Here is a 23,513-nt window from a genome sequence, read left to right on the forward strand (position 1 = left end):
CTGGCCGCCGTTTTCATTTTTGTGCGGCGACTGTTGCCGGGCAAGGTTGCGAACCGGGCGAAGAACGGTAAGGTATAGGGACACACGATCTCGGTCACAGGGTGGTGGCCCATGGCATGGTTACACGGTCCACGATGGACCGCCTTTCGATGCTTCCTCTCTATAATGCTGGTGGCGTTCGCACTTCTCCCCGCTCCTGCAACGGCCCACACGGAGGAGGATCTCCACAAGCACGGCCCCTTTGGCACGGATGCCGGAGCGGGTGACGCGGCAAAGTTCGGCCTCACCGAACGACTGGGAGAGAAAATCCCCCTCGACCTCACGTTTCGGGACGAGACCGGCGCGCCGGTCCGTCTGGCGGCTCTGGTGACCGTCCCCACCATCATCCTTCCCGTCTACTACAGTTGCACCAACGTCTGCAATTTCCTCCAGGGGGGGCTCGCCAGCGTCCTGAAGGATGTCAGGCAGAGGCCGGGGGAGGAGTACCGGGTAATCTCGGTCAGTTTCGATGAAACCGAGACGCCGGAGCTGGCCACCAAGTACAAGCGGACGTATCTGGCATCCATGAACGCCCCCTTCCCGGAGAACGGGTGGCGGTTCCTGACCGGGGATGCGAAGAACATCCGTCGGCTGACCGATGCGGCCGGCTTCCGGTTCGAGCGCCGGGGGAGGGATTTCATCCACCCGGTGGCGAGTATTATTGTCGCCCGGGACGGGACTATCGTCCGGTACCTCTACGGGACGACTTTTCTCCCCAAGGACCTCTCCCTGGCGCTGCTGGAAGCCCGGAGCGGGAAGGTGGGGGCGACGATCCGCCAGGTGGTGGGGTACTGCTTCACCTTCGACCCCCAGGCGAAGACCTACGTCTTCAACCTGCTGCGGGTGAGCGCCACCATCGTCATCATAAGCACGGGGGCCTTTCTCGCCTTCCTGTTCCTGACCGGGAAAAAACGCCCCGCGTCTCCCCGAGGTGGCCATGAAACCCACTGACCAGACCATGACCCCCGCCGCCAGCTTCTGGAACGACACCGGCAGGAGCGGCATCGCCTCCTGGATCTTTTCCACCGACCACAAGCGGATCGGTCTCCTCTACTTCTTCTCGGTGTTCGGCTTTTTCCTCGTGGGCGTCGTGCTCGGCCTTCTGATCCGCATCGAGCTGATGGCGCCGGGCCGGACCATCATGGGCCCCCAGACCTACAACGCCCTCTTCACCGTCCACGGGGTGGTGATGGTCTTTCTCTTCATCATCCCCGGATTCCAGGGCTCCTTCGGCAACCTCATCATGCCGATCCAGATCGGCGCCCGGGACGTGGCCTTTCCCCGCCTGAACCTCTTTTCGTGGTGGCTCTACATGGCAGGCGCGGCAATCATCCTCACGTCGCTCTTCACCGGCGGCGGCCCCCCCGACACCGGCTGGACCTTCTACCTCCCCTTCAGCGGCCGGACCGGGACCAACGTCTCCCTGGCGGTGTTCGGCGTCTTCGTCGTGGGGTTCTCGTCCATCGCCACCGGGGTCAATTTCGTCACCACCATCCACCGCCTGCGGGCCGAGGGGATGACCTGGGGACGGCTGCCGCTTTTTGTCTGGTCCCTCTACGCCACCGCCTGGGTGCAGATTCTGGCGACCCCCATCCTCGGCATCACCCTGGTGCTGATCATCGCCGAACGGCTCCTCGGAACCGGCCTCTTCGACCCGGGGCGAGGGGGAGATCCCCTCATGTACCAGCACCTCTTCTGGATCTACTCCCATCCCGCGGTCTACATCATGATCCTGCCGGCCATGGGGGTGATCTCGGAGATTATCCCGGTCTTTGCCCGCAAGCCGGTCTTCGGCTACAAGATGATCGCCTTTTCCAGCCTCGCCATCGCCGCGGCCGGTTCCCTGGTCTGGGGGCACCACATGTTCACCAGCGGCATGAGCGATACGGCGGTCCTGGTATTCTCCTTTCTTACCTTCGTCGTCGCCATCCCGTCGGCCATCAAGGTCTTCAACTGGGTCTCCACCCTCTACAAGGGGTCCATCTCCCTGGAAGCACCCATGCTCTTCTCCCTCTCCTTCATCTTCCTCTTCTCCATCGGGGGGCTGACCGGACTGATCCAGGGGGCGGCGGCAACCGACATCCATGTCCACGACACCCAGTTCGTGGTGGGGCATTTCCACTATGTCATCTTCGGCGGCTCGGGATTCGCCTTCTTCGCCGCCATGCACTACTGGCTCCCCAAGTTCTATGGCCGCCGCTACGCCGAAAAACCGGCGATCATTGCCTGGGCGCTCATGTTCGTCGGCTTCAACATCCTCTACTTCTCCATGATCGTGCTGGGGCTGGAGGGGATGCCACGGCGCTACTACGACTATCTCCCCGAATTCGCTCCCCTCAATCTGGTCTCCACCATCGGGAGCTGGATCCTGGCCTCCGGCCTCGCGCTGCTCTTGGTGAACCTGGTCCGGGGGCTGAGGAGCGGGGAGCGGGTCGGGAGCAATCCATGGGGAGCGGCGACCCTGGAGTGGAGCATCCCGACACCCCCCCCCACGGAGAATTTCGAGGAGGAGCCGGTGGTCACCCACGGCCCCTATGATTACCGGGGAGCCGGCATCCCATGAGTCATCCGACCCGAAAAGACCATGCCGGCGCCAAGCTCGGCATGTGGCTCTTCCTCTTTACCGAGCTGTTCCTGTTCGGGGGGCTGTTCCTTCTTTACGGCGTCTATCTGGCCCGCTACCCCCGGGAGTTTGCCGCCGCGGGGCGGGAGATGCATCTGGGGTTCGGGACGGCCAATACGGTGATTCTCATCACGAGCAGTCTCCTGGCGGCCATGGCGGTCACCGCCATCCAGCGGAGCGGCCGGAGGCTGGTTCTGTATTTGTTGGGGGGGACGGTCCTCTGCGGCGCCGTTTTCCTCTTCAACAAGTACCTGGAGTGGAGCGACGAAATCGGCCACGGCATCTATCCCGGCTCGCCCCGGCTGGCAGCGGGACCGCCGGGGGAATCGGTCTTCTACAGCCTCTACTACCTGACCGTTGGCCTCCACGGCCTCCATGTCCTGATCGGCGGGACGCTGCTGGCGGTGGTGGCGGCGCGGGTGGGGCGGGGGACGATCCATGCCGGGGATTTCGCGTGGCTGGAGAACGGCGCCCTATACTGGCACCTGGTGGACCTGGTCTGGATCTTTATCTTCCCCCTCTATTACCTGGTCCTGTAGTGTGGGGGGCTGCGGCTTTTACGCCATCTCGACGCCGTCCTCGTCGCTCCCTTGTGCGGCGTAGCGCTGCTACGCCTCCGCGGTCTCTCCTGCGGGTGCGACGATCTGGCGCAAAATCCGCAGCCCTGCAGTTATGCAAGTAGTCGGATTTTAGGAGAAACGATGGGGAACGATACCCATAACGCCACGACGCATATCATCGGCTATAAAGCGCTGACGGCGGTCTGGATCGCTCTTCTGGCCCTCACCGCCCTCACGGTCTGGGTCGCCCTCAACGCGCCGGGGATCGGCCATGTGTGGGGCTCCCTTGCAATCGCCGCTGCCAAGGGGGGGCTGGTGATCGCCTTTTTCATGCACATGCGCTACGAGGGGAGGCTCCTCCGCTGGCTGCTCTTCGTGGCCCTGGTCACCCTGGCGATTTTCATCGGCCTCACCTTTTCCGACGTGCTCTACCGATAAGGAACTGTCGTGGACCCGAACCTCTACACCACAACCCGTGCCGTGGACCCTGTTTTTATCTGGATCTTCGGGGTCAGCCTGGTGCTTCTCCTGGGGATCACCGCCACCATGGTGGGATTTGTCATCCGCTACCGTCGTTCCCGGGCCCCGGAGCCCACTTCCCAGGTGGCAAGCAACATCTGGCTTGAGATAATCTGGACAGCCCTCCCCACCATCATCGTCATGGCGATGTTCTACTACGGCTGGGCCGGCTACCTGACGCTCCGCAATGTGCCGAAGGACGCCCTGGAGGTGACGGCCACGGCCCGCATGTGGTCCTGGAGTTTCACCTATGCCAACGGCAAGACCAGCCCGAAGCTCTACGTCCCGGTCGGGAAGCCTGTGCTGGTGCATCTCGTCTCCCAGGACGTGCTCCACGGCTTCTATGTCCCCGCGTTCCGGGTCAAGCACGACGTGGTGCCGGGAATGAAGAACCACGTCTGGTTCGTGGCAGACAAACCCGGCTCCTCTGATCTTTTCTGTTCCGTCTACTGCGGCCTCGGCCATTCCGGTATGGTCTCCACGGTGGATGCGGTCCCCGAGGCGCAGTTCCAGTCGTGGCTCGCGAAGCCGGAGAAAGAGGAGAACCAAGGAGGGGGGAGGGCGCTCCTGGAGAAGAACGGCTGCCTCGGCTGCCATTCCCTGGACGGGTCGCGAAAGGTGGGGCCAAGCTTCAAGGGGATCTGGGGGCGGAACGTAACGGTTATGACCGGTGGCGCCGAGCGGACCATCACCGTGGACGAGGAGTACGTGAAACGCTCGATCCGCGAGCCGGGGGCCGATGTGGTCAAGGGATACCCGCCGGTCATGCCCCCCTATTCAGCCCTCTCCGATAAGGATATCGAGGAAATTATGGATTTCCTGAAGGATCTCAAATGATTGCGGAGGCCAGTCGGCTGCTTCGACCCCGTCTCGCGCTGCTGAACGGCATCGCGGCAGTGGCGGGGTGTCTCCTCGCCCCGGAGGGAGCGGCGATGTCACTCATCGTCGCATCCCTGGCGGGGGTGACGCTTCTTGCTGCCGGGGGATCGGCCCTCAACCAGGTGATGGAACGGGACCTGGATCTCCTCATGGAGCGGACCCGGCAGCGCCCCCTCCCCACGGGAGAGCTCTCTCCTCGGGCGGCAACGGCCATCGGCGGCATCAGCATCATCGCCGGCCTCGTTGTGCTTGCCGGGACCGGGGGGATATTCCCCCCCCTCATCGGTGTCGGCGCCCTGGCCTGGTACCTGGGGATCTACACCCCCCTCAAGCGCCGCACTTCCTGCTCCCTCCTGGCCGGAGCCGTGAGCGGAGCTGTTCCACCCCTTGTGGGCTGGACCATAACCGGCGGGAGTCTCGTCGATTTCCGGATTGTACTCGTGGCAGGCCTTCTCTATCTCTGGCAGATCCCCCACTTCTGGTTGCTCCAGTGTCGCCACGCAGAAGACTACCGGCGGGCGGGGCTCCCGCTCTTCGCTCCCGGCGTTACGGCCGGCTCACCCGTCTTCAGGGTCTGGATCGGGGCATTCGCGGCAGGGACGCTCCTGCTGCCGCTGTTCGGCATCATCGGAGGCAGTGCCGCACCCGGTTTTTGCGCTTTCCCTCTCCTCCTGGTCCTCCTCGCATTCTCCCGAGCCGAGGGTGCCCTCTTCTCCAGCCTTAACCTCTTCCCGCTTCTGATGGTCCTGGCTCTCTATCTCCAGCGGTAAATTCCATCAGCTCCTTCATCATATTGCGCGACGCTCATGCGTTTCGCTCGCCCCCGGCCCGGGGGAGGGACCAGTTGTAGCGGATGGCCAGGAGCCGCACCACGATGACCGTCATGGCGGCGGCGAGAAGGGACAGGGTGCGGGGAAAGGAGATCCGGTCCAGCAGGAAGAGAAGAGCCGCGCCGGCGATGCAGGCCGAGGCGTACACCTCCTTCTGCAGCACCAGGGGAATATGGGTGGAGAGGACGTCACGGATCATCCCTCCGGCGGTGGCGGTCATCACCCCCATCATCACCGAGCCGACAAACCCCATTTTGAATGCCAGGGCCTTACCCGTGCCGATGACCACGAAGGTGCCGAGCCCCACGGCGTCGAAGTAGAGAAGGGGGTGATGGAGGAATTCCAGGCGCTTGTGGAAGAGAAAGATAGCCAGGGAAACGGCGATGGAGAGGTAGAGGTAGGTTTCGTCCTTGAAGATGAAGGGGGGGGTGTCCCCCAGGAACAGGTCGCGCAGGGTTCCGCCACCCGTAGCGGTGACGAGGCCGAGCATGAGCACGCCGAAGAGGTCCATATCGCGGCGGATGCCGGCCCAGGCGCCCGAGGCGGCGAAGGCGGCGGTTCCGAGCAGGTCGAGGGCATAGAGCAGGTTCATGGGTTCTCCTTTTGCCGAGAGCTTACCTGCTCTCCAAGGGGAACGCAATGCGAAGTTTGTGAGCCCGAGGTTCAGGGATTGCACTCCCCCGGGCTTTCATTCATTATGCTTTGACGACCGCGTGGCCTCCCGTCTGCGGCGGAGGGCGCCTCGCAGGGCGAAGAATCCGCCGATGGCCGTCAGAAGCCAGATGATTGCGGTTACGATTATCTCGCTGGAAGTCATGGTGTTCCTCCCGGTCCGTGGGTGTGCGTTCGGTGAATGGTAGCACCGGGGGGCATGGGCGGCATTGATGCAGGTCAAGGAAGGAGAGGGGCGTTGGGGGAATGGGGGACCGACAGTGACTGAGGTGAAAACAGCCGCGCCACTGCGGACGCTGGAGCTTTTCTGCGGGATCGGCGGGTTTTCCGCCGCAGTGGAGGGGGGAAACGTGCGGATCGTGGGGGCCTTCGACCAGGATCCGGCGGCCCTGGACACCTATCGGCTCAACTTCCCCGGCCATGGGGCAAGGAAGGTGGACCTGGAACGGGTAAGCGCCTGGGAGCTGACGGCCGGTGGCGTTGATCTCTGGTGGCTCTCTCCCCCCTGCCAGCCTTACTGCGAGCGGGGGGCGCGTCGGGATCTGGCCGATCCCCGCGCCCGGAGCCTCGTCCATATCCTGGAACTGCTGGAGCGGATTCCCGACGATCTCCTCCCCCGCCATCTGGCCCTGGAGAACGTGGCCGGCTTTGTGGGCTCCGAGGGCCACGGCCTGCTCACCGAAGTCCTTACTTCCCGGGGCTTCCAGGTGCGGGAGCGGTTTCTCTGCCCCACGGAACTGGGAGCCCCCATGCGGCGGCCCCGCTACTACCTGGCCGCCTCCCGCGACGAGATGCGACCCCTCGTAGCCCCGGAACCTCGTCCTCTCCGCCCGCTGGCCGGGTACCTCGACCGGCGGTTTGACGGCGAGGTGCCCACTGAGCTGCTCCTTTCTCCCGACGTCGTTGCCCGTTTCGGCGGAGCCCTTCCCATCCTTGACTCTGGCGACGGTTCAGCCTGTGCCACCTGCTTCACCGCCGGGTATGGGAGATCCATCACGTCCGCCGGCTCCTACCTGCAATGCGCAAGCGGCGTGCGCCACTTTTCTCCGGAGGAGATCGTGCGGTTCATGGCGTTTCCGGAGGGATTCCGCTTCCCCGACGAAGTCCCGCTCAGGAAGCGGTGGCACCTGATCGGCAACAGCCTCTCGGTGGCTGCGGTGCGCGAGGTGCTCCGGGTGTTCCCCTCTCTGGGATTGTCGCCGTGAATCGATGATGAAAATCCGTCCAACCATCCCGAAAACATGATATAACCCGGCAGGTTGTTATTTATTTTCGGCCTTCTGCCCGGCCCCAGGAGCCCCCATGTCCGACCCCCTCATTCCCCGTACCCCCTCGGCCTACGACTATCCGCTGCTGATCAAGAACCTCCTCTTCTGCCCCGTGGTGGACAACCCGGACCAGGAGATCGTCTACCGCGATCTCTACCGCGGCACCTACCGCGGCCTTCGGGAGCGGGTCCGGCGCCTGGCCAGCGTCCTGACCGGGCTGGGGGTGAAGCCCGGCGACACCGTGGCGGTCATGGACTGGGACAGCCACCGCTACCTGGAACTCTTCTTTGCCGTGCCGATGATCGGTGCGGTGCTCCATACCATCAACGTCCGACTCTCGCCGGAGCAGATCCTCTACACCATCGACCATGCGGAGGACGACCTCCTCCTGGTGAACAGTGAATTCCTCCCGATCCTGGAGCAGATCCGGGGACGGCTCGACGCGGTGCAAGGGTACGTGCTCCTTACCGACGAGGCGAAGGCGCCCGAAACCGCCATCCCCTTCCTCGGGGAGTACGAGGCGCTCCTGGCGGCAGCAGCGCCGGAATTCGAGTTCCCCGACTTCGACGAGAACACCCGGGCCACCACCTTCTACACCACCGGCACCACCGGCATGCCCAAGGGGGTCTACTTCAGCCACCGCCAGCTGGTCCTCCACTCCTTCGGCGTCATGACGGCCTTGAGCACGGCGGTGGGGCACGGCACGTTCCGCCGCACCGACGTCTACATGCCCATAACCCCCATGTTCCACGTTCACGCCTGGGGGATGCCTTACGTGGCCTCCATGCTGGGGGTGAAACAGGTCTATCCGGGGCGCTACGTGCCGGACCAGCTCCTGGAGCTCATCGAGCGGGAGAAGGTGACCTTTTCCCACTGCGTCCCCACCATCCTCCACATGCTCCTGAAGCATCCCCATGCCGAGCGTATCGATCTCTCGGGGTGGAAGGTGATCATCGGCGGCGCGGCCATGTCCCGGACTCTCTGCCTGGAGGCGCTGCGGCGCGGCATCGATGTCTTCACCGGCTACGGCATGTCCGAGACCTGCCCCATCCTCTCCCTTTCCCATCTCACGCCGGAGATGCTGGAACTTTCCCCGGAGGAGCAGGCGACGATCCGCTGCAAGACCGGCCAGGCCCTGCCGCTGGTGGATCTGCGGGTGGCGGGGGGCGAGCTGCGGGAGCTTCCCCGGGACGGGGTGAGCAGCGGCGAGATCGTGGTTCGGGCCCCCTGGCTCACCCAGGGGTACCTGAAGGACCACAAGGCCTCGGAGCGGCTCTGGGACGGAGGATATCTCCACACCGGCGACGTGGCGGTCCGGGATGGGTTGGGATACGTGCGGATCACCGACCGGACCAAGGATGTCATCAAGGTGGCGGGGGAGTGGGTCTCGTCCCTGGAACTGGAGGACATCTTCGCCCACCATCCGGCCGTGGCCGAGGTGGCGGTCATCGGCCAGCCCGACGAGAAATGGGGGGAGCGCCCCCTGGCCCTGGTGGTCGCGAAGCCCGGCGAAGCCGGCCGGGTGACGGAGAAGGAACTGGTCCACCATGTGCGGGAGTACGCCGACAAAGGGGTCGTCAGCAAGCAGGTGGTCCTTGCCCGAGTCCGCCTCGTGGAGGCCATCGACAAGACCAGCGTGGGCAAGACCAACAAGGTCGCCCTGCGGGAAAAGTACCTGTAGCCCCCAAGGCTGCGGGATGGAGAGCCAATGAGCAATACCAGCCGTATCCGCCGCCAGCGCTGGGTGATCTTCTCGGTGCTGGCGCTCATGTATATTCTCGTCTATTTCTACCGGGTCTCCCTGGCGGTGGTGGCAGGGGACATCTCCCGGGAACTGCGGCTCACCCCCCAGCAACTGGGCTCCCTCTCGGGGATCCTCTTCTACGTCTATGCCGTGGCCCAGCTCCCCCTGGGCCCCATGATCGACCGGCTGGGGAGCCGGCTCGTCATCAGCGGCTGCGGCGTGCTGACCACCATCGGCGGCCTCCTCTTCTCCCAGGCGGACACCCTCGCCATGGCCATGGCGGCCCGGGTGTTCATCGGCATTGGCACCGCGTCGGTGCTCATGGCCACCTTCACCATCTTCAGCCACTGGTTTTCCAAGCAGGAATTCGGCCGGGTCTCCGGCTTCATGGTGGCCATCGGGAACCTGGGAAACCTCTCGGCCACGGCCCCTCTGGCCCTGGCGGTGGCCGCCATCGGCTGGCGCTCCTCGTTCCTGGTAATCGGCATCCTCCAGGCGGTGGTGACGGTACTGGTTTTTAGCATGGTAAAGGATCGCCCGCCGGTGGCGGACCCCGGAGACGCCGCCGACGCCGCCAGACCCGCCGGCATGCTGGATGCCTGGGGAGAGATCTTCTCCAACCCCCATTTCTGGCTCCTGGGAGGGGTCTCCTTCTTCTGGTACGGCAATTACCTGGCCCTCCAGGGGCTGTGGGGCGGCCCCTACCTCATGGAGGTGATGCGCCTCTCCCGGGCCGCCACCGGCCAGATGCTCATGTTCACCTCCCTGGGGTTCATCTCCGGGAGCATGGTGGTCGACACCGTGGCCCGCCGGCTCTTCCGCTCCTACAAGAAAACCCTTCTGGCAGGGCAGATAGTGCTTCTCATTCTCATGTCCGGCTTTCTCGGTACGGCCGAGACGCTTCCCCGCCCGCTCCTGGCGCTCCTCTTCTTCGCCATCGGCCTGGCCGTCTCCAGCGGAGTCATGATCTACCCTATCATCCGCTCCATGTTCTCCGTGCGGATCGTGGGGACGGCCCTCACCTCCCTCAACTTCTTCGTTCTCATGGGGGCGGCGATGACCCAGCAGATCATGGGGGTGATTGTCGGTTCCTACGGGCGCGGTGCTGCGGGCGCATCTCCCTCTGCCTACCATGCCGCCTTCCTCTTCCCCGTGGCGGGTCTGGCCGTTGCCATCGTAGCGTATTTTTTTGCGCGGGATTATTCGGAGAAGGGGTAAGCCCCAGCCGGTGAGCGCCGTGACCCCTGCTACGCTCAAAGTGCCGCTCGCACCGCCGCTGTAGGGCTCATTCCGCGCCGCCCCATCAACTCGCCCTGCGGGCTCAGACACGATGGGTCGGCTTTGCTCCATTTCGCCTACAGCGGCTGGCGCTCGGGCACATTCGCTTCGCATGGCCCACGGCGCTCACCGGCTGGGTAAACGTGAAAAGGCCCGCCAAATGATTCGGCGGGCCTCTCTTGTCTCAACTTCTGTTCTCCCCATTTCAGGGTCATGCCGGCTCGGTACTTCAGCCGGCCACGTGCTGCCTCAGATTGTGTTCGGGAGTAGCTACCTCTATAACGGGGCCCTCCTTCTGGTGACAGTCTGTTGCACTTCTGTTGCCGGTAGCGCTACCTGATTCAACTATACCTTTGGAAAAATTCCCTGCACAGACTGTAAAAAAAATTTTTTCCCGGTATAATGTGACATTGTGCCAAAGGGGGCGGGAAACTGCTCCTTTTCTCATTGGATGTCTCTCAGGGTGGAGGCGAAGGCCGCGACAGTCCGCGCTTTCTTGAGCTGTTTGAGCCCCTTTGCCAGGAAGGGATCGTCCATGGTGGCCATGACTCCCTTGATCTTCCCCAGAATCTGCGTGTCGCCGCAGAAGATTTCGCCGTATCCCTCCAGCAACTCCCCCAGATAACGCTTGAGCATTGCCACCCGTTCCTCACCGGTCGGTTCGGCCGGCGCCTTGCCCCTGAGCCGCTGGAACAGCAGGGGGTCGGCGATGGCTCCCCTCCCCAGCATGAGTCCCGTCGCCCCCGTTTTCCGCAGGACCCGCAGACCGTCGGCGGCGCTCCGGACGTCGCCGTTGGCGATGACCGGGAGCCGGGTCTGCCGCACCACCTCGGCGGTAACGGCATGGTCGGCGTGGCCGGTGTATTCCTGCACAACCGTCCGGGGATGGAGCACCAGGAAGTCGACCCCCGCCTCCTCGAACAGGGGGAGGAGGGTCATTATCTGCCCGGAGTCGTCGTAGCCTGCCCTGACCTTGACGGAAAATGTCCCCGCAATGGCCCTCCGCAGGGCTGGGATGAGCTCTTCCAGGGCCTCGGGGCGGTGCAGCATCCCTCCGCCGGTGAGGCCGGAAGTCATCCGTCCGTAGGGACAGCCGAGATTAAGGTTGATGTGGACTGCCCCGGCCTCCTGAGCCGTCCGGGCAGCGGCCACCAGGGCTTTATGGTCGTGACCGATGAGCTGTACCACCAGGGGGACGCCCCCCTCCACGGCGGCCACCTCCCGCAGATCCCCCGCCCTGATCGGCTGCCGCGCTCCGCCGGGATTGACCCGCATGAACTCGGTAAAGACCACATCGGGCCGTACCCAGTTGATGAACAGGGCACGCAGGGCGCGGTTCGTCAGCCCCTGCATGGGGGCCAGCATCAGGGGGGTGTGGCCGGTCGGCCAGGGGAGGGGAGTGCGTGGAGTTGTAACGGGTGATGGAGTTGTGTCGTGCATAGTGGCTAAGGGGGAAAGACGACAAAGGCGGCCATGGGCCGCCTTTGCTGTTCTCGTACGCCGATTTTTCGGGAAAATCCTAGAGGATCTCCACCAGCTCGAATTCGTAGGTAAGATCTTCGCCTGCCAGGGGATGGTTGGCGTCGAAGGTTACGCTGTCGGCGGTCACTTCAACCACGGCCACCCCGATCTCCTCTTCGTCGTCGTTGGCGAGCACCAACTCCAGCCCCACCTCGGGAACCAGGTCCGCCGGGAGGTCGCTCTTGGGGACCGTGAAGACCTTTTCCTCGTCGTACTCGCCGAAGGCGTCCTCTGCGGGGATCGTGACGGTCTTCTTCTCGCCGGGGGCCATGCCGATCAGGGCCTCCTCCACCTGCTCGAAGAACTCCCCTCCGCCGATGGTGATCTCCATGGGGCCCGCCTCGCAGCTGCAGTCGTCGTCATCGCAGCCGTGGTCTGATTCGCAGCCGCAATCATCGCTCTCGCAGCATTCCACTTCACGGGTGCTGTCGAAAACCGTTCCATCTTCAAGCTTGCCGGTAAAGTCTATTTTGACCCGGTCGCCCTTCTGTGCCTGTTTCATTAATGTAGTCCTTCCGTACCCTTATGATATATCCGGCCCGTGGCCGATTCCGCCATCGTACGCGGTCTTGCGCCCTGCAGTCCAGTGAAAATATCTTTATCCCTCTCCCATCATTCGGTGAAGGCCAGTTTCCGTTCCAGGTCCATGGAGCGGGTGATCTGCTTGGCCTGATCGAAGGTGATGATCTCCTTCTCGCAGAGCTCCAGGAGGTGCTGGTCCAGGGTCTGCATGTGGTAGAGGGAACGGCCGTTCTCGATGTGCTTCTCGATCTCGTCGAGGCGCCCCTCGCGGATGCATGCCTGGATGGTGGTGGTGGCCCGCATGATCTCCACCACCGGGAGGATGTTCTCGCCGCTCTTGTCCTTGATGAGCCGCAACGACACCGTGGCCACCAGGATGTCGGCCAGGCGCTGGCGCAGGACCTCCTGGGCGTCGGGGGGGAAGTGGCCGATGAGCCGGTTGATGGTGGAGACGGCGCTCTGGGTGTGGAGGGTGGAGAAGACCAGGTGCCCCGTTTCCGCCGCCTTGATGCAGGAGTCGATGGTCTCCAGGTCCCGCATCTCCCCCACCATGATGACGTCGGGGTCCATCCGCAGCGCCGAGCGAAGCGCCGCGCTGAAGTTTTCCGTGTCGATCCCCACCTCCCGCTGGATGATGCAGCTCCGGTCAGAGGTGAAGAGGAATTCGATGGGATCCTCGATGGTGATGATGTTGAAGGAGCACGTCTCGTTCAGGTGGCGGAGCATGGAGGCAAGGGTCGTGGACTTGCCGTTGCCGGTGGGACCGGTGACCAGCACGAGCCCGTTGGGGGCCTTGGCGATCTCCCCTAGGACCGGCGGCAGGTTCAGTTCCTCGAAGCTCCCCACATGGGGAGGGATCACCCGCATGACGATGCCGATGGCCCCCCGCTGGCGGAAGATGCTGACCCGGAAGCGGCCGCCGTTGGGGAGGGAATAAGAGGCGTCCAATTCCCGCAGATTGTCGGGGAAAGTGCGCCGGTTCTGCTCCAGGACGGTTTTGGCGATGAATTCCGTGTCCTGGGGGGTCAGCCGGGGGAGCTTGGAGCGGAGCAGTTGCCCCTTGGCCCGGAAGAAGGGGGGATTGTCCACCTCGAAATGGAGATCCGACACCCGCTTCTCGAAGGCGATACCCAGTATCTGGTTCAGAAGGTTCATATCCATGAAAGTACCTCGCTAACGTCTCGTTCCATCAGGGGTGCGGCTTTTCACGCTTTCGGCGGTAGACGGCGTTTTCCAGCACGATCCCTGCCTCCCCGGCCAGGATTTCCAGGAAATCCACCGGGACCGGGGCCGGCTCCCCTTGGCCGAAGTCCCCGTAAATGAGGGAGACGGTCTTGCCGAAGCTCTCGAGGGGAAGGAGAAAGACCGTGGGGTTAAGCGGTGCCCCGATGGCGGCGAAAAGATGTCCCCGCACTATCTCATCGTCAGTTTTTCCGAAAAATGCACCTCTTTTTTCAATGACCTTGGTAAAAAGCGACGGCTGAGCCAGGGGAATCGTGAACCGGAGCGGCGGGCTGGCGCCGTCTTGCCGGTCGCCGCGGATCCCGATGGAGCGCTCGGCAATCAGTTCCGTATCGCGGACGATGAGGGTGAGGGCCCGGTCGAGTTCTCCCGCCACCGACTGCAGCAGGGAGAGGGCGATCTCCGGGGGCTCCCCCAGCCCCCGCAGCGCAGCGACGCTGGTGGCGATCCTGGCGGCCGGCGTACTCCCCTGGTCGCGCCCCATGGCCCGCAGGTAGGCGGGAAGCGCTCCCAGGAACCGGAGAGTGTCCTCCAGGAAGGTCTCTCCCCGCTCCTCGCGCACGGGGCGCGGGAACACGGCCCTGGCCCCTTCCTTGAGGGAGTCGAGGGTGAAGACGTAGTCCCCCGGGGAGACCAACTGCAGCATGGCAATCTGGGGATGGGCCTTCTGTTTCAGGAGCCGCAGCCCCTCCAGCTTGTGGGGGGAATACTGCACGCCGACGCTGTCGGGGGTGTCGAAGACGATGACCGGGAGGGCCTTTTTCGTCAGGAGTTGGTCGATGATCGGGTCCAGGTCCTGTTCGTCAGAGGTGGCGAGAACAGAGATTCCGTCCTTTCGGCAGGCCGTGGTTACGCAGTAGGCCATGAGTTCGTCGGCGCTGAAAAAGACCACCGACGGGACGGTCCCCTCCCGGTCTTCCACCATGCCGGAATAGCTGCCGAGGAATGCCAGGAGCTCCTCCCGTTCCTTGTCCGAGAGGTCGGCGCCCAGTTCCTGGATCTTCAGGTGGGGAGTGCGGTCCTCCAGCCCCGCGAAGACCTTGGGGATCGACTTTTCCAGCTTGTCCACGTCGGCCAGCCCCAGGTCGTCGGCGGAGATGACGAACCCGCCCTCCTCGGCGGAAGTTTCTGGGGGCAGGGGCTCGTCGGTGATCTCTTCCACCACCAGAAGCCCGTCGCGCATCTTTTCGTCGAAAATCCGCAGGGCGTCCATCAGGACGTTCTCGGCGTGGAGAGTGATTTCCTGGTGGAGGTTTTCGGGGAAATAGCGGTACTCGTCGGAGACCGTGACGTTTGAGACGTCCAGGTCGAAAGTCCCCCGCTTCCAGGTGAGGATCTCCACCACCGTCAGCTCGATGAGGGCCTCCAGACCCCGGTAGGCATCCTCCTTCCGGACCCGCCCCCCCTCGATCAGGGTGGCCACCAGGGGCCGGCGGTTCGCTCCGGCGTTCCGCTGCTCCTCCAAAGCCGTCGCCAGGGTTTCGGCGGTGATGACCCCGGCCTCCACCAGGATGTTGCCGATCCGGAGGCTGTTGTCGTAATGGTTCGAGCTGATGATGTAGCCGTCGCTGAAGACGAGCTGGCTCTCACCCTTGCGCCCCTTGACCGTCAGGGCGCCCGACTTGCGGGTCGCATGGAGCAGTTGAATGACGTCAACAATGGAAAGGTGTTCAAGGTCTCCGGTGAATGACATCCCGTGCGGCGCTCCTCTCGTGGCAGGTTTCGGCAAAGATTCTATTAAACTCGAAAAAGGTGCGGCATTCAAGCACTAACCGGCGGGAATCGTGGAGTTTGTTTCCCGTCGGGAGCCCACGACCTTCTTGACCCGGACCACCGGACCCTGTATGGTTTGGGCAGATTATGACCGGTGCTCCACCGGAAAGGAGATCCCCCATGGAAACCGTCCTGAATTCCTGCGAAATCCGCGTTCTCGGTTGCCTCGTCGAGAAGGAGCTGGCAACCCCCGAGTACTATCCCCTCACCCTCAACGCCCTGACGGCGGCCTGCAACCAGAAGTCGAACCGGGATCCGGTCATGGCCCTGGAGGATGCCGACGTGGTCCGGGCCCTGGACTCGCTCCGCATGAAGGGATTCGCCCGGCAGTCGGCCGAGGGGGTGCGGGCCATGAAATACTGCCACTGCCTGGCCGAGAAGTTCCTCCTGGAGCCCCCGGATCTTGCGGTCCTGGCGGAGCTCCTCGTGCGGGGACCCCAGACCGTTGGGGAACTCCGGACCCGGGCCGAGCGGATGCGCCCCTTTGCCGACCTGGCGGCGGTGGAGGAAGTCCTGCGGATGCTCATGGAGCGGGAGGAGCCCCTCGTCACCCGACTTCCCCGCCAGCCGGGGCGCAAGGAACAGCGCTATGCGCACCTCTTGGCGGGAGCGCCCGAGGCGGAGGGAGAGGAGAGCATGGCCCCCCCCGAGGGGGCGCGGCTTCAGGTGCGGGCCGAGAACGAGCGGGTGGCGAGGCTGGAGGAGGAGGTGACGGCGCTGCGGGCCGAAGTGGCCGAGCTGCGCCGGATGATGGAGGAGTTCCGGTCCCAGTTCGAGTAATGGGAGGCAAACCAGGCACGGAGGCACACCATGAACACAATCATCAACGGCATCACCCTGGCCTACGACGACCATGGCAGCGGACCGGCAGTGGTTCTTGTCCACGGTTTTCCCCTCTGCCGCCGCATGTGGCACCCCCAGATCAAGGCGGTGACCGACGCGGGCTTTCGGCTCGTGACCCTGGATCTGCGGGGATTCGGCGAAAGTGATGCCCCTGAAGGCCCCTATTCCATGGAGCTCTTTGCCGATGACGTGGCGGGGCTCCTGGACTACCTGGGGATCAATCGGGCGGTGGTGGGAGGGATGTCCATGGGGGGATACGTCCTTTTCAACCTCGTGGAGCGCCATGCCGGAAGGCTCGCGGGGGCCGTCTTCATCACTACCCGCGCCACGGCCGACGACGAAGCGGCGAAGGCCCGCCGGCTCCAGTTGGCCCAGGAAACCATGAAATTCGGCCCCCAGATCATCGCCGATGCCTTCGTGCCGCTTCTCTTCGCCGAGGAGTCCCTCACCGGGCGGCCGAAACTGGTGGAGGAGGTTGGGGGGTGGATCGTGGGGACCGACTCGCGGGGGCTTGCGGGGGGGCTCCTCGCCATGCGGGAGCGGAAGGACTACAGCGGACTGCTGGGCACCGTCGGGATACCGTCCCTGGCCATAGGGGCCGAGGGGGACCGGGCCGCGCCCCCGGAGACCGCCCGGGCCATAGCCGCCGGCATCCCCGGCTGCCGGCTCGAAATCGTAACCGAGGCGGGGCACATGGCCAATCTGGAGCACCCTGGGGCCTTCAACGATGCCCTGGTGGGGTTCCTGAAGGGGCTGGGGGCGTGGTGATTCCTGTTAGGGGGGGCATTTGCCGCAGACGGACCGGAAGAGCACCGTGCTGAGGTAACGGTCCCCTCTGTCGGGGAGAAGGACGACGATGGTGCTTCCGGCCGGGGCATCCTTGGCCACCCGGATGGCGCCAGCCATGGCCGCGCCGCTGGACATCCCCACGAAGAGCCCCTCGCGGACGGCCAGATCCCGCGCCGTATCGAAGGCGGGCTCGTCCTGGACGGTGAGCTTCAGGTCGAGGGCAGCGGGGTTGTAGATGGCTGGGACGATGGCTTCCTGCATGTTCTTGAGCCCCTGGACCTTGTGGCCGAGCCGGGGCTCCACGCCGACGATGCGCACGGACGGCTTGGTTTCCCGAAAGTAGCGGCTTACCCCCATGAGGGTTCCGCCGGTCCCCATCCCGGCCACGAAAAAGTCGACGGTGCCGTCGGTGCCGCGGTAAATCTCCGGACCGGTGGTCTCGTAGTGGGCGAGGGGGTTGTTGGGGTTGGCATACTGGTTGGGCATGTAGTAGCGGTCGGGTTCTTCGTCGAGAATCCGGTGCGCCAGGCGGATGGCGCCGTCAGTGGCCTCCTCTGCCGGAGAGAGAACCAGTTCGGCGCCGTAGGCCTCCAGCACCGCCCGCCGCTCAAGGCTCACGCAGGCAGGCATGACGAGCTTCACCCGGTACCCCTTGGCCGCGCCGAGCATGGCGATGGCGATGCCGGTGTTTCCCGAGGTGGGCTCCAGGATCGTCCTCTCAGGGGACAGTTCCCCGGCAGCCTCGGCCTTGGCAAGCATGTAGAGGGCGGGGCGGTCCTTGACCGAGCCCCCCACATTATTCCCCTCAAGCTTGGCGAGAATTCTCACCTTCGGGTTGGGGTTCAGCTTTCTGATCTCCACGAGGGGGGTGGAGCCGATGCTCCCTGACAGGGAAAAGGGGGTATGTTCCATGGACGATGTCCTCTGCTCTGGTGGGTTAATAACCGCTTATGCTATAGGAATGTACGGGAAATTACAACCGTCCCGAATGCGGGGATTGCCCGCGGGAAAGAATATATGCGCCTTCACGGACCATCCTTGACATTCCCTGGCATTGCAGCCGGCCTCGCGTCCCATCCCCCCGTCGAGATTTCCTCTTCGGGGATGACGTCCGCCGCCGTGGCGCTCATCCTCCGGGAGGGGAGGGAGGGGCTTGAAGTACTCTTCATAGAGCGGGCCTCCCATGACGGTGACCCGTGGTCCGGCGACCTGGGGTTTCCCGGGGGTAAAATCGAGCCGGGTGACGCCGGACCCCGGGGTGCCGCGGAGAGGGAGACCCGGGAGGAACTCGGCATCGATCTCGCCACCGCCCATTATCTGGGGCGCCTGGCCGACGTCGCGGGGGCCCACCTGCCAATCCGGGTATCATGTTTCGTCTATGGTTTGATCGGGAATCCCCCCTTGACGCCGGGGGGGGAGGTGAGGGACGCTTTCTGGGTCTCCCTTACCGATCTTTGCGATCCGGACCGCCACAAGGACGCCACGGTTCGCTTCGGTGGCGAAACCTTCGAGCGGCCGGCCATAATCCTTCCGGCGGAGGGGAAACCGGCCCTCTGGGGGATCACCTACCGGCTGGTCATGCAGTTCCTTGCGCTCGTGACCGGAGAGGGCGTCCCGTAGGTCGGGACGGGGGAGCGGGAGGGTTACGTGGTGATCCCCTCCTTGCCCGGGGCAAGGGTGTCGGCGTGGGCGAGGAATTCTTCCATGAGTTGCGGAGGGTCGTAGCCGAAGGAAAAGACCGATTCGTAGCTGAGGATTTGGAGCGGGTCCAGATGGGGTGAGGCGAAGCCGATACCGTTGGAGGCGGTGCGGACGATCCGGCCCGGCATGGTGATGGTGAGGGTGGAGGTGCCACTGAGAAAGTAGATGGAGACGAGGGCCTCTTTGCCCGGTTCACAGTCTCCCCGCATGGACAGGAAGAGGCCGTGATGGCTGATGTCCCGCACCTCGCCGTAAGTGATCCGCGAATCCTTCTCCAGGAATGCCGGTGCCGAAAAGGGGACCCGGGGATGCCGCCGCCGTTCGAACTGTCCCATGGCTTCCTCCTGCATGTATCGGTCATTTTTGAGAATCAATAAGCCTCTAAACTATAACGCAAATACTTTTCATTTGCAGGTTTTTTTTTCGCGGAAAAAACGATGCTATCTTCAGGAGCCACCGTGGAAATCCTTTACCGCGACGAGCATCTCGTGGCAGTCCACAAACCGCTGGGACTACTCGTCCACCGCTCGCCCATAGACCGGCACGAGACCCGGTTTGCCCTCCAGGAAGTGCGTGACCTTCTGGGGCGGCGCGTCTATCCGGTTCACCGACTCGACAAACCCACCTCAGGTGTCCTCCTCTTCGCCCTCGATCCAGCTTTCGCCCGGGGCCTCGTCGGCGCCTTCGCGTCCGGGAGCGTGACCAAGACGTATCTGGCGGTGGTTCGGGGAACCATGCCGGAGGAAGGGGTGATTGACCATCCCCTGGCAGAGGAGCCCGATCGTTTCGAGCAGGGACGGGGGAATGCCGGAGAGAGGGCGCCCCAGTCGGCAGTGACCGGCTATCGACGCTTGGCAGACGTGGAGCTTCCTGTTGCCGTTGGACGCTATCCCACGAGTCGCTATTCGCTGGTGTCGCTCTCGCCGCGCACGGGTCGCCGTCATCAGCTTCGCCGCCACCTCAAGCACCTCTTCCACCCCATCGTTGGCGATACGAAATACGGCGAAGGGCGCCACAACCGGTTCTTTCGGGAAGAGCTTCTGACGGTACGCATGCTTCTGCACGCCGTTGAGCTTACCGTTCCTCACCCGGCAACCGGTGCGCCGCTGACGGTCTGTGCCCCGGTCGAGGGGGCTTTTGCAGCTCTCCTCGCCCGGTTCGGCTGGCTCTCTGCCGTTCCTTCCCGTTGGCTCGGCCCCCAGGGAAAAAGCATGGCTGGGGAGGAGATGCAAACGAGACAGCGGATTTCTCCTGTGCTACCTTTGTTGTAGTATCGATACAGTGTTGACAGGGAGGTTCACATCATGGACGAAACACCAGAACTTGAAAAGGCAACCTTCGGTGCCGGGTGCTTCTGGCACGTGGAGGCCGAATTCCGGCGGGTGTCGGGGGTGGTAGCCACTCACGCCGGGTACATGGGGGGATGGAAGGACCATCCCACCTACGAGGAGGTCTGCTCCAAGGAAACGGGGCATGCGGAGGTGGTGGAGGTGGTCTACGATCCCGCGCGGGTCTCCTATGACGAGCTTCTCCGGATTTTCTGGACAATCCACGATCCAACCCAGCTGAACCGCCAGGGGCCGGATATCGGTACCAACTACCGCTCGGTCATCTTTTTTCATACCCCGGAGCAGGAGCAGGCCGCCCGGCTCTCGATGGAGAAAGAAGGGGGTTCCGGCCGCTACTCCCGGCCAATCGTTACCGAAATTGCTTCCGCCTCCGCCTTCTGGTGGGCCGAGGAGTACCATCAGCAGTACCTGGAGAAGCGCGGCGGCGGAAGCTGCAACTGGTGAAGAGAAAGGAGCTATTAATGACAGCAAGAGGATGGCTTGTAGGGATGGTCGTCGCGGCGGCTGCGGCGGTCTGCGGCGTGGGAAACGCCGGCGCCGAGGTGCGGCTGGCGAAGGGGCAGACCCTCTATGTGCCGGTTTACTCCCACGTCTACACCGGTGATCGGGCGCTCCCCTTCAATCTGGCGGCCACTCTGGGGGTTCGCAACCTTGATCCGGCCAGCCCCATAACCGTAAGCCGGGTGGATTACCACGACTCCAACGGCCGCCTCGTGAAGCGTTTCCTGGCTGGTCCCCTGAAAATTCCTCCCCAGGGTTCCACCAGTTTTTACCTCAAGGAACGGGACACGAGCGGCGGTTTCGGCGCCCATTTCATCGTGGTATGGGAGTCGGCCAGGGAGGTTAATGAGCCCATTGTCGAGAGCGTCATGATCGGCGCCCGGTCGGGCCAGGGAATCTCCTTCGTGAGCCCGGCCCGGGAGATCCGGCCCCAGGCCAAATGAGGATTGAGGTGCCACGATGAAGATCATCGACCTGCGGAGCGATACCGTCACCAGGCCCTGCCCGGCCATGCGGGCCGCTATGGCTGTAGCCGAGGTGGGTGACGACGTCTATGGCGAGGACCCCACCGTGAACCGCCTCGAAGCCCTGGCCGCCGGGATGCTCGGCACCGAGGCGGCCCTCTTCGTGACGAGCGGCACCCAGTCCAACCTCCTTGCCATCATGACCCACTGCGGGCGGGGTGACGAGTACATCGCCGGCCAGACGGCCCACTGCTACCGTTTCGAGGGGGGCGGCGCCGCGGTCCTCGGCGGGGTCCAGCCCCAGCCCGTGGACGTGGAACCCGACGGAACCCTTGACCTCGTGAAAGTGGCCGCGGCCATCAAGCCCAACGATCCCCACTTTGCCCGGACACGGCTCCTCTGTCTGGAGAACACCCAGGCGGGGAGGGTTCTCCCCCTCGATTACCTGGCTCGCGCCCGTACCCTTGCCCGGGAGCGTGGCCTCGCCCTCCACCTGGACGGGGCGCGGCTCTTCAATGCCGCCGTGGCCCTCGACGTGGAAGCCCGGGAGATAACGGATCATTTCGAATCGGTGTCGGTCTGTCTCTCCAAGGGGCTCGGCGCGCCGGTGGGGTCGCTTTTGTGCGGGAGTCGGGGGTTTGTGGCCGAGGCCCGACGCTGGCGCAAGGTCCTCGGCGGCGGCATGCGCCAGGCAGGTGTCCTGGCCGCCGCGGGAATTGTGGCCCTCACGGAGAACGTGGCGCGCCTCGCCGAGGACCACGCCAATGCGCGGCGTCTGGCCGAGGGGCTGGCTGCCGTCGGCGGTCTCGATGGTGACTCCGTCTCGGTTCAGACGAACATGGTGTTCCTCTCGCTTCCCCCTGATCATGCCGAGGCACTGGCAACCTTTCTCTGCGACAGGGGAGTTCTCATCTCCGGTCGGGAGCGCATCCGCCTTGTCACCCATCGGGATGTGACCTCTGCCGACATCGATCGGGTAGTGGGAGCCTGCGGGGAGTTTTTCAGGCGACCCTGACGCCTCATTCCTTCCATTGCAAAAGCTGCCTCCTATGGTTTACTTGAACGTGTCGCCTCCCCGAAAAACGCCTTCTGGAGTCAGATCATGCCCATGAAAATTTTTGTGTGGATGCTTGCCGTTGTTGCGGGGATTCTCGCCTCGTGTGCCTTCATTACCGTCAACGTCTATTTCCCCGAGAAGGAGGTCAAGAAGGCCTTCAAGACCTTGGACGAGAAATACCTGGGGAAGGAGGGGGGGGAGGCGCCCGTCCCGGAACAGCCCCCGGCCGGTGCTGAACCGGCGCCGGCAGAGAAGCCCCAGAGCCGGTTCGAGGGAGCGCGATGGCCCCTCGCGGTGACAGCCACCGCCTGGGCTGCCGAGGATGCGGCCGGCGGCCTGGTGGTTGAGCTTTCGCGGATGCCCGAGGTGGTCAAGGCCTACGAGGAGATGAGAGGACGGCTCACGACCCTCGATCAGTTGCGTGACGGCGGCATTGTGGGAGAAACCAACCAGGGACTTGTCACGGTCCGCGACCCCTCCCGGATTGCCGGCCTGAAGGGAGCGGTGGACGAGGAGAACGCCAACCGCAAGACCGTCATTACCGGCATGGCTCGGGCAATCCTGAAGCAGGCGGGGAAGCCCGACACACCGGCCAATATGGGACAGGTTCTCGGCAAGGCGGCCGCCACCTATGCCCAGACGAAACAGGAAACCGCCCGGCCAGGCTGGTGGATCCAGTTGCAAAACGGAAAGTGGGTACAGAAATGAGCCGATTCGTTCTAATTATCCCGTTCGGAGCCCTCTCCCTCATGCTCGCTGCGTGCTCTTCCTTTCCCTGGTTGACGAAGGAAGAACCGGCCGCCACTTCCGCCCCTACTGCCAAGAACCGCTGTCTCCTCGAATCCGAGGATTGCCCTCCGCGGAAGATGACCATCACTGAACTGATCGCTGGTCTGAAGCATGAAATTGCCAGGGGTGAGGCCGTGTACACCCCGGCCGAACTCCAGAAGCTCGAAAACAAGCTCCGGGATTACGAAGTGATGTACGACCGCCTGATGTACGGCAACGACGATTGAAACGAAATGGTTAGTGTAACGATTCCGATGCGTTGGTTGCATTGATGTGAGTTTTTGAGCATTAATTAATAATAAGTTATTGACTTTTAATGTAGCACCATTTACTCTTGCGGCGCAAAACGCAGGAGGCGACGATACCTGATTCCGCAAGACAGGCGGACCCCCTTCGATTCCCTTTTGAATCGCCCCAGGACATATTCTCCCCCATCCTGCAACACATCACAACTAAAGCGTGGAAAACAGTGCTGACAGAGCGCGGCGTGGCGTTTACGGCGTGCCGACCCGACTCCGTGCTGTCCGGCGTCCTGGCAATCGCGTCGGGA

26 protein-coding genes are annotated in these 23,513 nt (G+C 63.7%); 18 read left to right on the forward strand and 8 right to left on the reverse strand.

Features of this window, described 5'->3' with window-relative positions:
* The first annotated feature begins 111 nt into the window (after window positions 1–111).
* The 6 genes from KJB29_RS16265 to KJB29_RS16290 all read left to right on the forward strand — a co-directional run bounded on the left by KJB29_RS16265 (window position 112) and on the right by KJB29_RS16290 (window position 5,390).
* The gene (locus KJB29_RS16265; protein ID WP_004513564.1) at window positions 112–990 is read left to right on the forward strand and encodes an SCO family protein; all 879 of its coding nucleotides are present in this window, start codon (window positions 112–114) and stop codon (window positions 988–990) included.
* Window positions 977–2,602: a cytochrome c oxidase subunit I gene (gene ctaD, locus KJB29_RS16270; protein WP_215735432.1), complete on the forward strand. Its 1,626-nt coding sequence runs from the start codon at window positions 977–979 to the stop codon at window positions 2,600–2,602. Before KJB29_RS16265 ends, ctaD begins: the two co-directional genes overlap by 14 nt.
* A complete protein-coding gene (locus tag KJB29_RS16275) occupies window positions 2,599–3,201 on the forward strand; it encodes a cytochrome c oxidase subunit 3 (protein ID WP_215735433.1) in 603 nt (200 codons plus the stop codon). Before ctaD ends, KJB29_RS16275 begins: the two co-directional genes overlap by 4 nt.
* Window positions 3,202–3,363: 162 nt before the next feature.
* Window positions 3,364–3,660, forward strand: coding sequence for a cytochrome C oxidase subunit IV family protein (locus KJB29_RS16280; protein ID WP_215735434.1), 297 nt, complete (start codon window positions 3,364–3,366; stop codon window positions 3,658–3,660).
* Between the two features lie 9 nt (window positions 3,661–3,669).
* The gene (coxB, locus tag KJB29_RS19755; RefSeq protein WP_215735435.1) at window positions 3,670–4,578 is read left to right on the forward strand and encodes a cytochrome c oxidase subunit II; all 909 of its coding nucleotides are present in this window, start codon (window positions 3,670–3,672) and stop codon (window positions 4,576–4,578) included.
* On the forward strand, window positions 4,575–5,390 hold the full coding sequence (locus KJB29_RS16290) for a protoheme IX farnesyltransferase (RefSeq protein ID WP_004513569.1): 816 nt from the start codon (window positions 4,575–4,577) through the stop codon (window positions 5,388–5,390). The genes coxB and KJB29_RS16290 overlap by 4 nt, the downstream gene beginning before the upstream one ends.
* 34 nt (window positions 5,391–5,424) lie before the next feature.
* Here the strand turns inward: KJB29_RS16290 and KJB29_RS16295 are convergent, their stop codons facing one another.
* Both KJB29_RS16295 and KJB29_RS19600 read right to left on the reverse strand, forming a co-directional pair.
* The gene (locus KJB29_RS16295) at window positions 5,425–6,042 is read right to left on the reverse strand and encodes a trimeric intracellular cation channel family protein (protein WP_004513570.1); all 618 of its coding nucleotides are present in this window, start codon (window positions 6,040–6,042) and stop codon (window positions 5,425–5,427) included.
* A 96-nt stretch (window positions 6,043–6,138) separates the two neighbouring features.
* Window positions 6,139–6,267, reverse strand: coding sequence for a hypothetical protein (locus KJB29_RS19600; protein WP_004513571.1), 129 nt, complete (start codon window positions 6,265–6,267; stop codon window positions 6,139–6,141).
* Between the two features lie 115 nt (window positions 6,268–6,382).
* Here KJB29_RS19600 and KJB29_RS16300 point away from each other — a divergent pair, with 115 nt between their 5' ends.
* The 3 genes from KJB29_RS16300 (at window position 6,383) to KJB29_RS16310 (ending at window position 10,352) form a co-directional block, all read left to right on the forward strand.
* Window positions 6,383–7,327 carry a DNA cytosine methyltransferase gene (locus tag KJB29_RS16300; protein ID WP_261974669.1) on the forward strand — a complete coding sequence of 315 codons (945 nt, stop codon included), beginning with the start codon at window positions 6,383–6,385 and terminating at the stop codon, window positions 7,325–7,327.
* Between the two features lie 97 nt (window positions 7,328–7,424).
* The gene (locus KJB29_RS16305) at window positions 7,425–9,071 is read left to right on the forward strand and encodes a fatty acid--CoA ligase (protein WP_004513573.1); all 1,647 of its coding nucleotides are present in this window, start codon (window positions 7,425–7,427) and stop codon (window positions 9,069–9,071) included.
* 27 nt (window positions 9,072–9,098) lie between these two features.
* Window positions 9,099–10,352 (forward strand): MFS transporter, encoded by a 1,254-nt coding sequence (locus KJB29_RS16310; RefSeq protein ID WP_004513574.1) that lies wholly within the window; start codon window positions 9,099–9,101, stop codon window positions 10,350–10,352.
* Window positions 10,353–10,856: 504 nt separating this feature from the next.
* Here the strand turns inward: KJB29_RS16310 and KJB29_RS16315 are convergent.
* The 4 genes from KJB29_RS16315 to KJB29_RS16330 all read right to left on the reverse strand — a co-directional run bounded on the left by KJB29_RS16315 (window position 10,857) and on the right by KJB29_RS16330 (window position 15,390).
* On the reverse strand, window positions 10,857–11,852 hold the full coding sequence (locus tag KJB29_RS16315; RefSeq protein WP_011365642.1) for a tRNA dihydrouridine synthase: 996 nt from the start codon (window positions 11,850–11,852) through the stop codon (window positions 10,857–10,859).
* 79 nt (window positions 11,853–11,931) lie between these two features.
* Complete coding sequence (locus tag KJB29_RS16320) at window positions 11,932–12,435, reverse strand: FKBP-type peptidyl-prolyl cis-trans isomerase (RefSeq protein ID WP_004513576.1); 504 nt, start codon at window positions 12,433–12,435, stop codon at window positions 11,932–11,934.
* 110 nt (window positions 12,436–12,545) lie between these two features.
* Complete coding sequence (locus tag KJB29_RS16325) at window positions 12,546–13,616, reverse strand: type IV pilus twitching motility protein PilT (protein ID WP_004513577.1); 1,071 nt, start codon at window positions 13,614–13,616, stop codon at window positions 12,546–12,548.
* Window positions 13,617–13,644: 28 nt separating this feature from the next.
* Entirely contained in the window at window positions 13,645–15,390 is a 1,746-nt protein-coding gene (locus KJB29_RS16330) for a DUF4388 domain-containing protein (protein ID WP_004513578.1), read from the reverse strand.
* Window positions 15,391–15,590: 200 nt separating this feature from the next.
* Between KJB29_RS16330 and KJB29_RS16335 the strand changes: the two genes are divergently transcribed.
* Together KJB29_RS16335 and KJB29_RS16340 are read left to right on the forward strand one after the other, a co-directional pair.
* Window positions 15,591–16,250 carry a YceH family protein gene (locus KJB29_RS16335; RefSeq protein ID WP_004513579.1) on the forward strand — a complete coding sequence of 220 codons (660 nt, stop codon included), beginning with the start codon at window positions 15,591–15,593 and terminating at the stop codon, window positions 16,248–16,250.
* Between the two features lie 30 nt (window positions 16,251–16,280).
* The gene (locus KJB29_RS16340) at window positions 16,281–17,081 is read left to right on the forward strand and encodes an alpha/beta fold hydrolase (protein WP_004513580.1); all 801 of its coding nucleotides are present in this window, start codon (window positions 16,281–16,283) and stop codon (window positions 17,079–17,081) included.
* Between the two features lie 6 nt (window positions 17,082–17,087).
* Here KJB29_RS16340 and KJB29_RS16345 read toward each other — a convergent pair whose 3' ends face one another.
* On the reverse strand, window positions 17,088–18,014 hold the full coding sequence (locus KJB29_RS16345) for a PLP-dependent cysteine synthase family protein (protein ID WP_004513581.1): 927 nt from the start codon (window positions 18,012–18,014) through the stop codon (window positions 17,088–17,090).
* A 105-nt stretch (window positions 18,015–18,119) separates the two neighbouring features.
* Here KJB29_RS16345 and KJB29_RS16350 point away from each other — a divergent pair, with 105 nt between their 5' ends.
* A complete protein-coding gene (locus KJB29_RS16350) occupies window positions 18,120–18,722 on the forward strand; it encodes an NUDIX hydrolase (RefSeq protein WP_011365643.1) in 603 nt (200 codons plus the stop codon).
* Window positions 18,723–18,745: 23 nt separating this feature from the next.
* Here the strand turns inward: KJB29_RS16350 and KJB29_RS16355 are convergent, their stop codons facing one another.
* Window positions 18,746–19,138, reverse strand: a complete 393-nt coding sequence (locus tag KJB29_RS16355) for a PilZ domain-containing protein (protein WP_004513583.1) — start codon at window positions 19,136–19,138, stop codon at window positions 18,746–18,748.
* A 123-nt stretch (window positions 19,139–19,261) separates the two neighbouring features.
* Between KJB29_RS16355 and KJB29_RS16360 the strand changes: the two genes are divergently transcribed.
* From KJB29_RS16360 to KJB29_RS16385, 6 genes are all read left to right on the forward strand, one after another.
* A complete protein-coding gene (locus KJB29_RS16360; protein ID WP_004513584.1) occupies window positions 19,262–20,074 on the forward strand; it encodes a tRNA pseudouridine(65) synthase TruC in 813 nt (270 codons plus the stop codon).
* A gap of 33 nt (window positions 20,075–20,107) precedes the next feature.
* The gene (gene msrA, locus KJB29_RS16365) at window positions 20,108–20,596 is read left to right on the forward strand and encodes a peptide-methionine (S)-S-oxide reductase MsrA (RefSeq protein ID WP_004513585.1); all 489 of its coding nucleotides are present in this window, start codon (window positions 20,108–20,110) and stop codon (window positions 20,594–20,596) included.
* Window positions 20,597–20,613: 17 nt separating this feature from the next.
* The gene (locus KJB29_RS16370) at window positions 20,614–21,096 is read left to right on the forward strand and encodes a DUF3124 domain-containing protein (protein WP_004513586.1); all 483 of its coding nucleotides are present in this window, start codon (window positions 20,614–20,616) and stop codon (window positions 21,094–21,096) included.
* Between the two features lie 16 nt (window positions 21,097–21,112).
* On the forward strand, window positions 21,113–22,132 hold the full coding sequence (gene ltaE, locus KJB29_RS16375; protein WP_004513587.1) for a low-specificity L-threonine aldolase: 1,020 nt from the start codon (window positions 21,113–21,115) through the stop codon (window positions 22,130–22,132).
* Between the two features lie 87 nt (window positions 22,133–22,219).
* On the forward strand, window positions 22,220–22,882 hold the full coding sequence (locus KJB29_RS16380) for a DUF1318 domain-containing protein (protein WP_004513588.1): 663 nt from the start codon (window positions 22,220–22,222) through the stop codon (window positions 22,880–22,882).
* Window positions 22,879–23,190, forward strand: coding sequence for a hypothetical protein (locus tag KJB29_RS16385; RefSeq protein WP_004513589.1), 312 nt, complete (start codon window positions 22,879–22,881; stop codon window positions 23,188–23,190). The genes KJB29_RS16380 and KJB29_RS16385 overlap by 4 nt, the downstream gene beginning before the upstream one ends.
* Window positions 23,191–23,513 lie beyond the last annotated feature (323 nt).

The sequence above is a fragment of the Geobacter grbiciae genome (assembly GCF_018531165.1).
In the GTDB taxonomy this organism is placed as follows: domain Bacteria; phylum Desulfobacterota; class Desulfuromonadia; order Geobacterales; family Geobacteraceae; genus Geobacter; species Geobacter metallireducens.

Coding starts and splice junctions, on each gene's coding strand:
- KJB29_RS16380 (WP_004513588.1), top strand. CDS start 22,220: ATGCCCATGAAAATTTTTGTGTGGATGCTTGCCGTTGTTGCGGGGATT.
- KJB29_RS16370 (WP_004513586.1), top strand. CDS start 20,614: ATGACAGCAAGAGGATGGCTTGTAGGGATGGTCGTCGCGGCGGCTGCG.
- KJB29_RS16315 (WP_011365642.1), bottom strand. CDS start 11,852: ATGCACGACACAACTCCATCACCCGTTACAACTCCACGCACTCCCCTC.
- KJB29_RS16280 (WP_215735434.1), top strand. CDS start 3,364: ATGGGGAACGATACCCATAACGCCACGACGCATATCATCGGCTATAAA.
- KJB29_RS16335 (WP_004513579.1), top strand. CDS start 15,591: ATGGAAACCGTCCTGAATTCCTGCGAAATCCGCGTTCTCGGTTGCCTC.
- KJB29_RS19600 (WP_004513571.1), bottom strand. CDS start 6,267: ATGACTTCCAGCGAGATAATCGTAACCGCAATCATCTGGCTTCTGACG.
- KJB29_RS16385 (WP_004513589.1), top strand. CDS start 22,879: ATGAGCCGATTCGTTCTAATTATCCCGTTCGGAGCCCTCTCCCTCATG.
- KJB29_RS16330 (WP_004513578.1), bottom strand. CDS start 15,390: ATGTCATTCACCGGAGACCTTGAACACCTTTCCATTGTTGACGTCATT.
- KJB29_RS16355 (WP_004513583.1), bottom strand. CDS start 19,138: ATGGGACAGTTCGAACGGCGGCGGCATCCCCGGGTCCCCTTTTCGGCA.
- KJB29_RS16275 (WP_215735433.1), top strand. CDS start 2,599: ATGAGTCATCCGACCCGAAAAGACCATGCCGGCGCCAAGCTCGGCATG.
- KJB29_RS16345 (WP_004513581.1), bottom strand. CDS start 18,014: ATGGAACATACCCCCTTTTCCCTGTCAGGGAGCATCGGCTCCACCCCC.
- KJB29_RS16265 (WP_004513564.1), top strand. CDS start 112: ATGGCATGGTTACACGGTCCACGATGGACCGCCTTTCGATGCTTCCTC.
- KJB29_RS16325 (WP_004513577.1), bottom strand. CDS start 13,616: ATGGATATGAACCTTCTGAACCAGATACTGGGTATCGCCTTCGAGAAG.
- KJB29_RS16320 (WP_004513576.1), bottom strand. CDS start 12,435: ATGAAACAGGCACAGAAGGGCGACCGGGTCAAAATAGACTTTACCGGC.
- ltaE (WP_004513587.1), top strand. CDS start 21,113: ATGAAGATCATCGACCTGCGGAGCGATACCGTCACCAGGCCCTGCCCG.
- ctaD (WP_215735432.1), top strand. CDS start 977: ATGAAACCCACTGACCAGACCATGACCCCCGCCGCCAGCTTCTGGAAC.
- msrA (WP_004513585.1), top strand. CDS start 20,108: ATGGACGAAACACCAGAACTTGAAAAGGCAACCTTCGGTGCCGGGTGC.
- KJB29_RS16305 (WP_004513573.1), top strand. CDS start 7,425: ATGTCCGACCCCCTCATTCCCCGTACCCCCTCGGCCTACGACTATCCG.
- KJB29_RS16340 (WP_004513580.1), top strand. CDS start 16,281: ATGAACACAATCATCAACGGCATCACCCTGGCCTACGACGACCATGGC.
- KJB29_RS16290 (WP_004513569.1), top strand. CDS start 4,575: ATGATTGCGGAGGCCAGTCGGCTGCTTCGACCCCGTCTCGCGCTGCTG.
- KJB29_RS16295 (WP_004513570.1), bottom strand. CDS start 6,042: ATGAACCTGCTCTATGCCCTCGACCTGCTCGGAACCGCCGCCTTCGCC.
- KJB29_RS16350 (WP_011365643.1), top strand. CDS start 18,120: ATGCGCCTTCACGGACCATCCTTGACATTCCCTGGCATTGCAGCCGGC.
- KJB29_RS16310 (WP_004513574.1), top strand. CDS start 9,099: ATGAGCAATACCAGCCGTATCCGCCGCCAGCGCTGGGTGATCTTCTCG.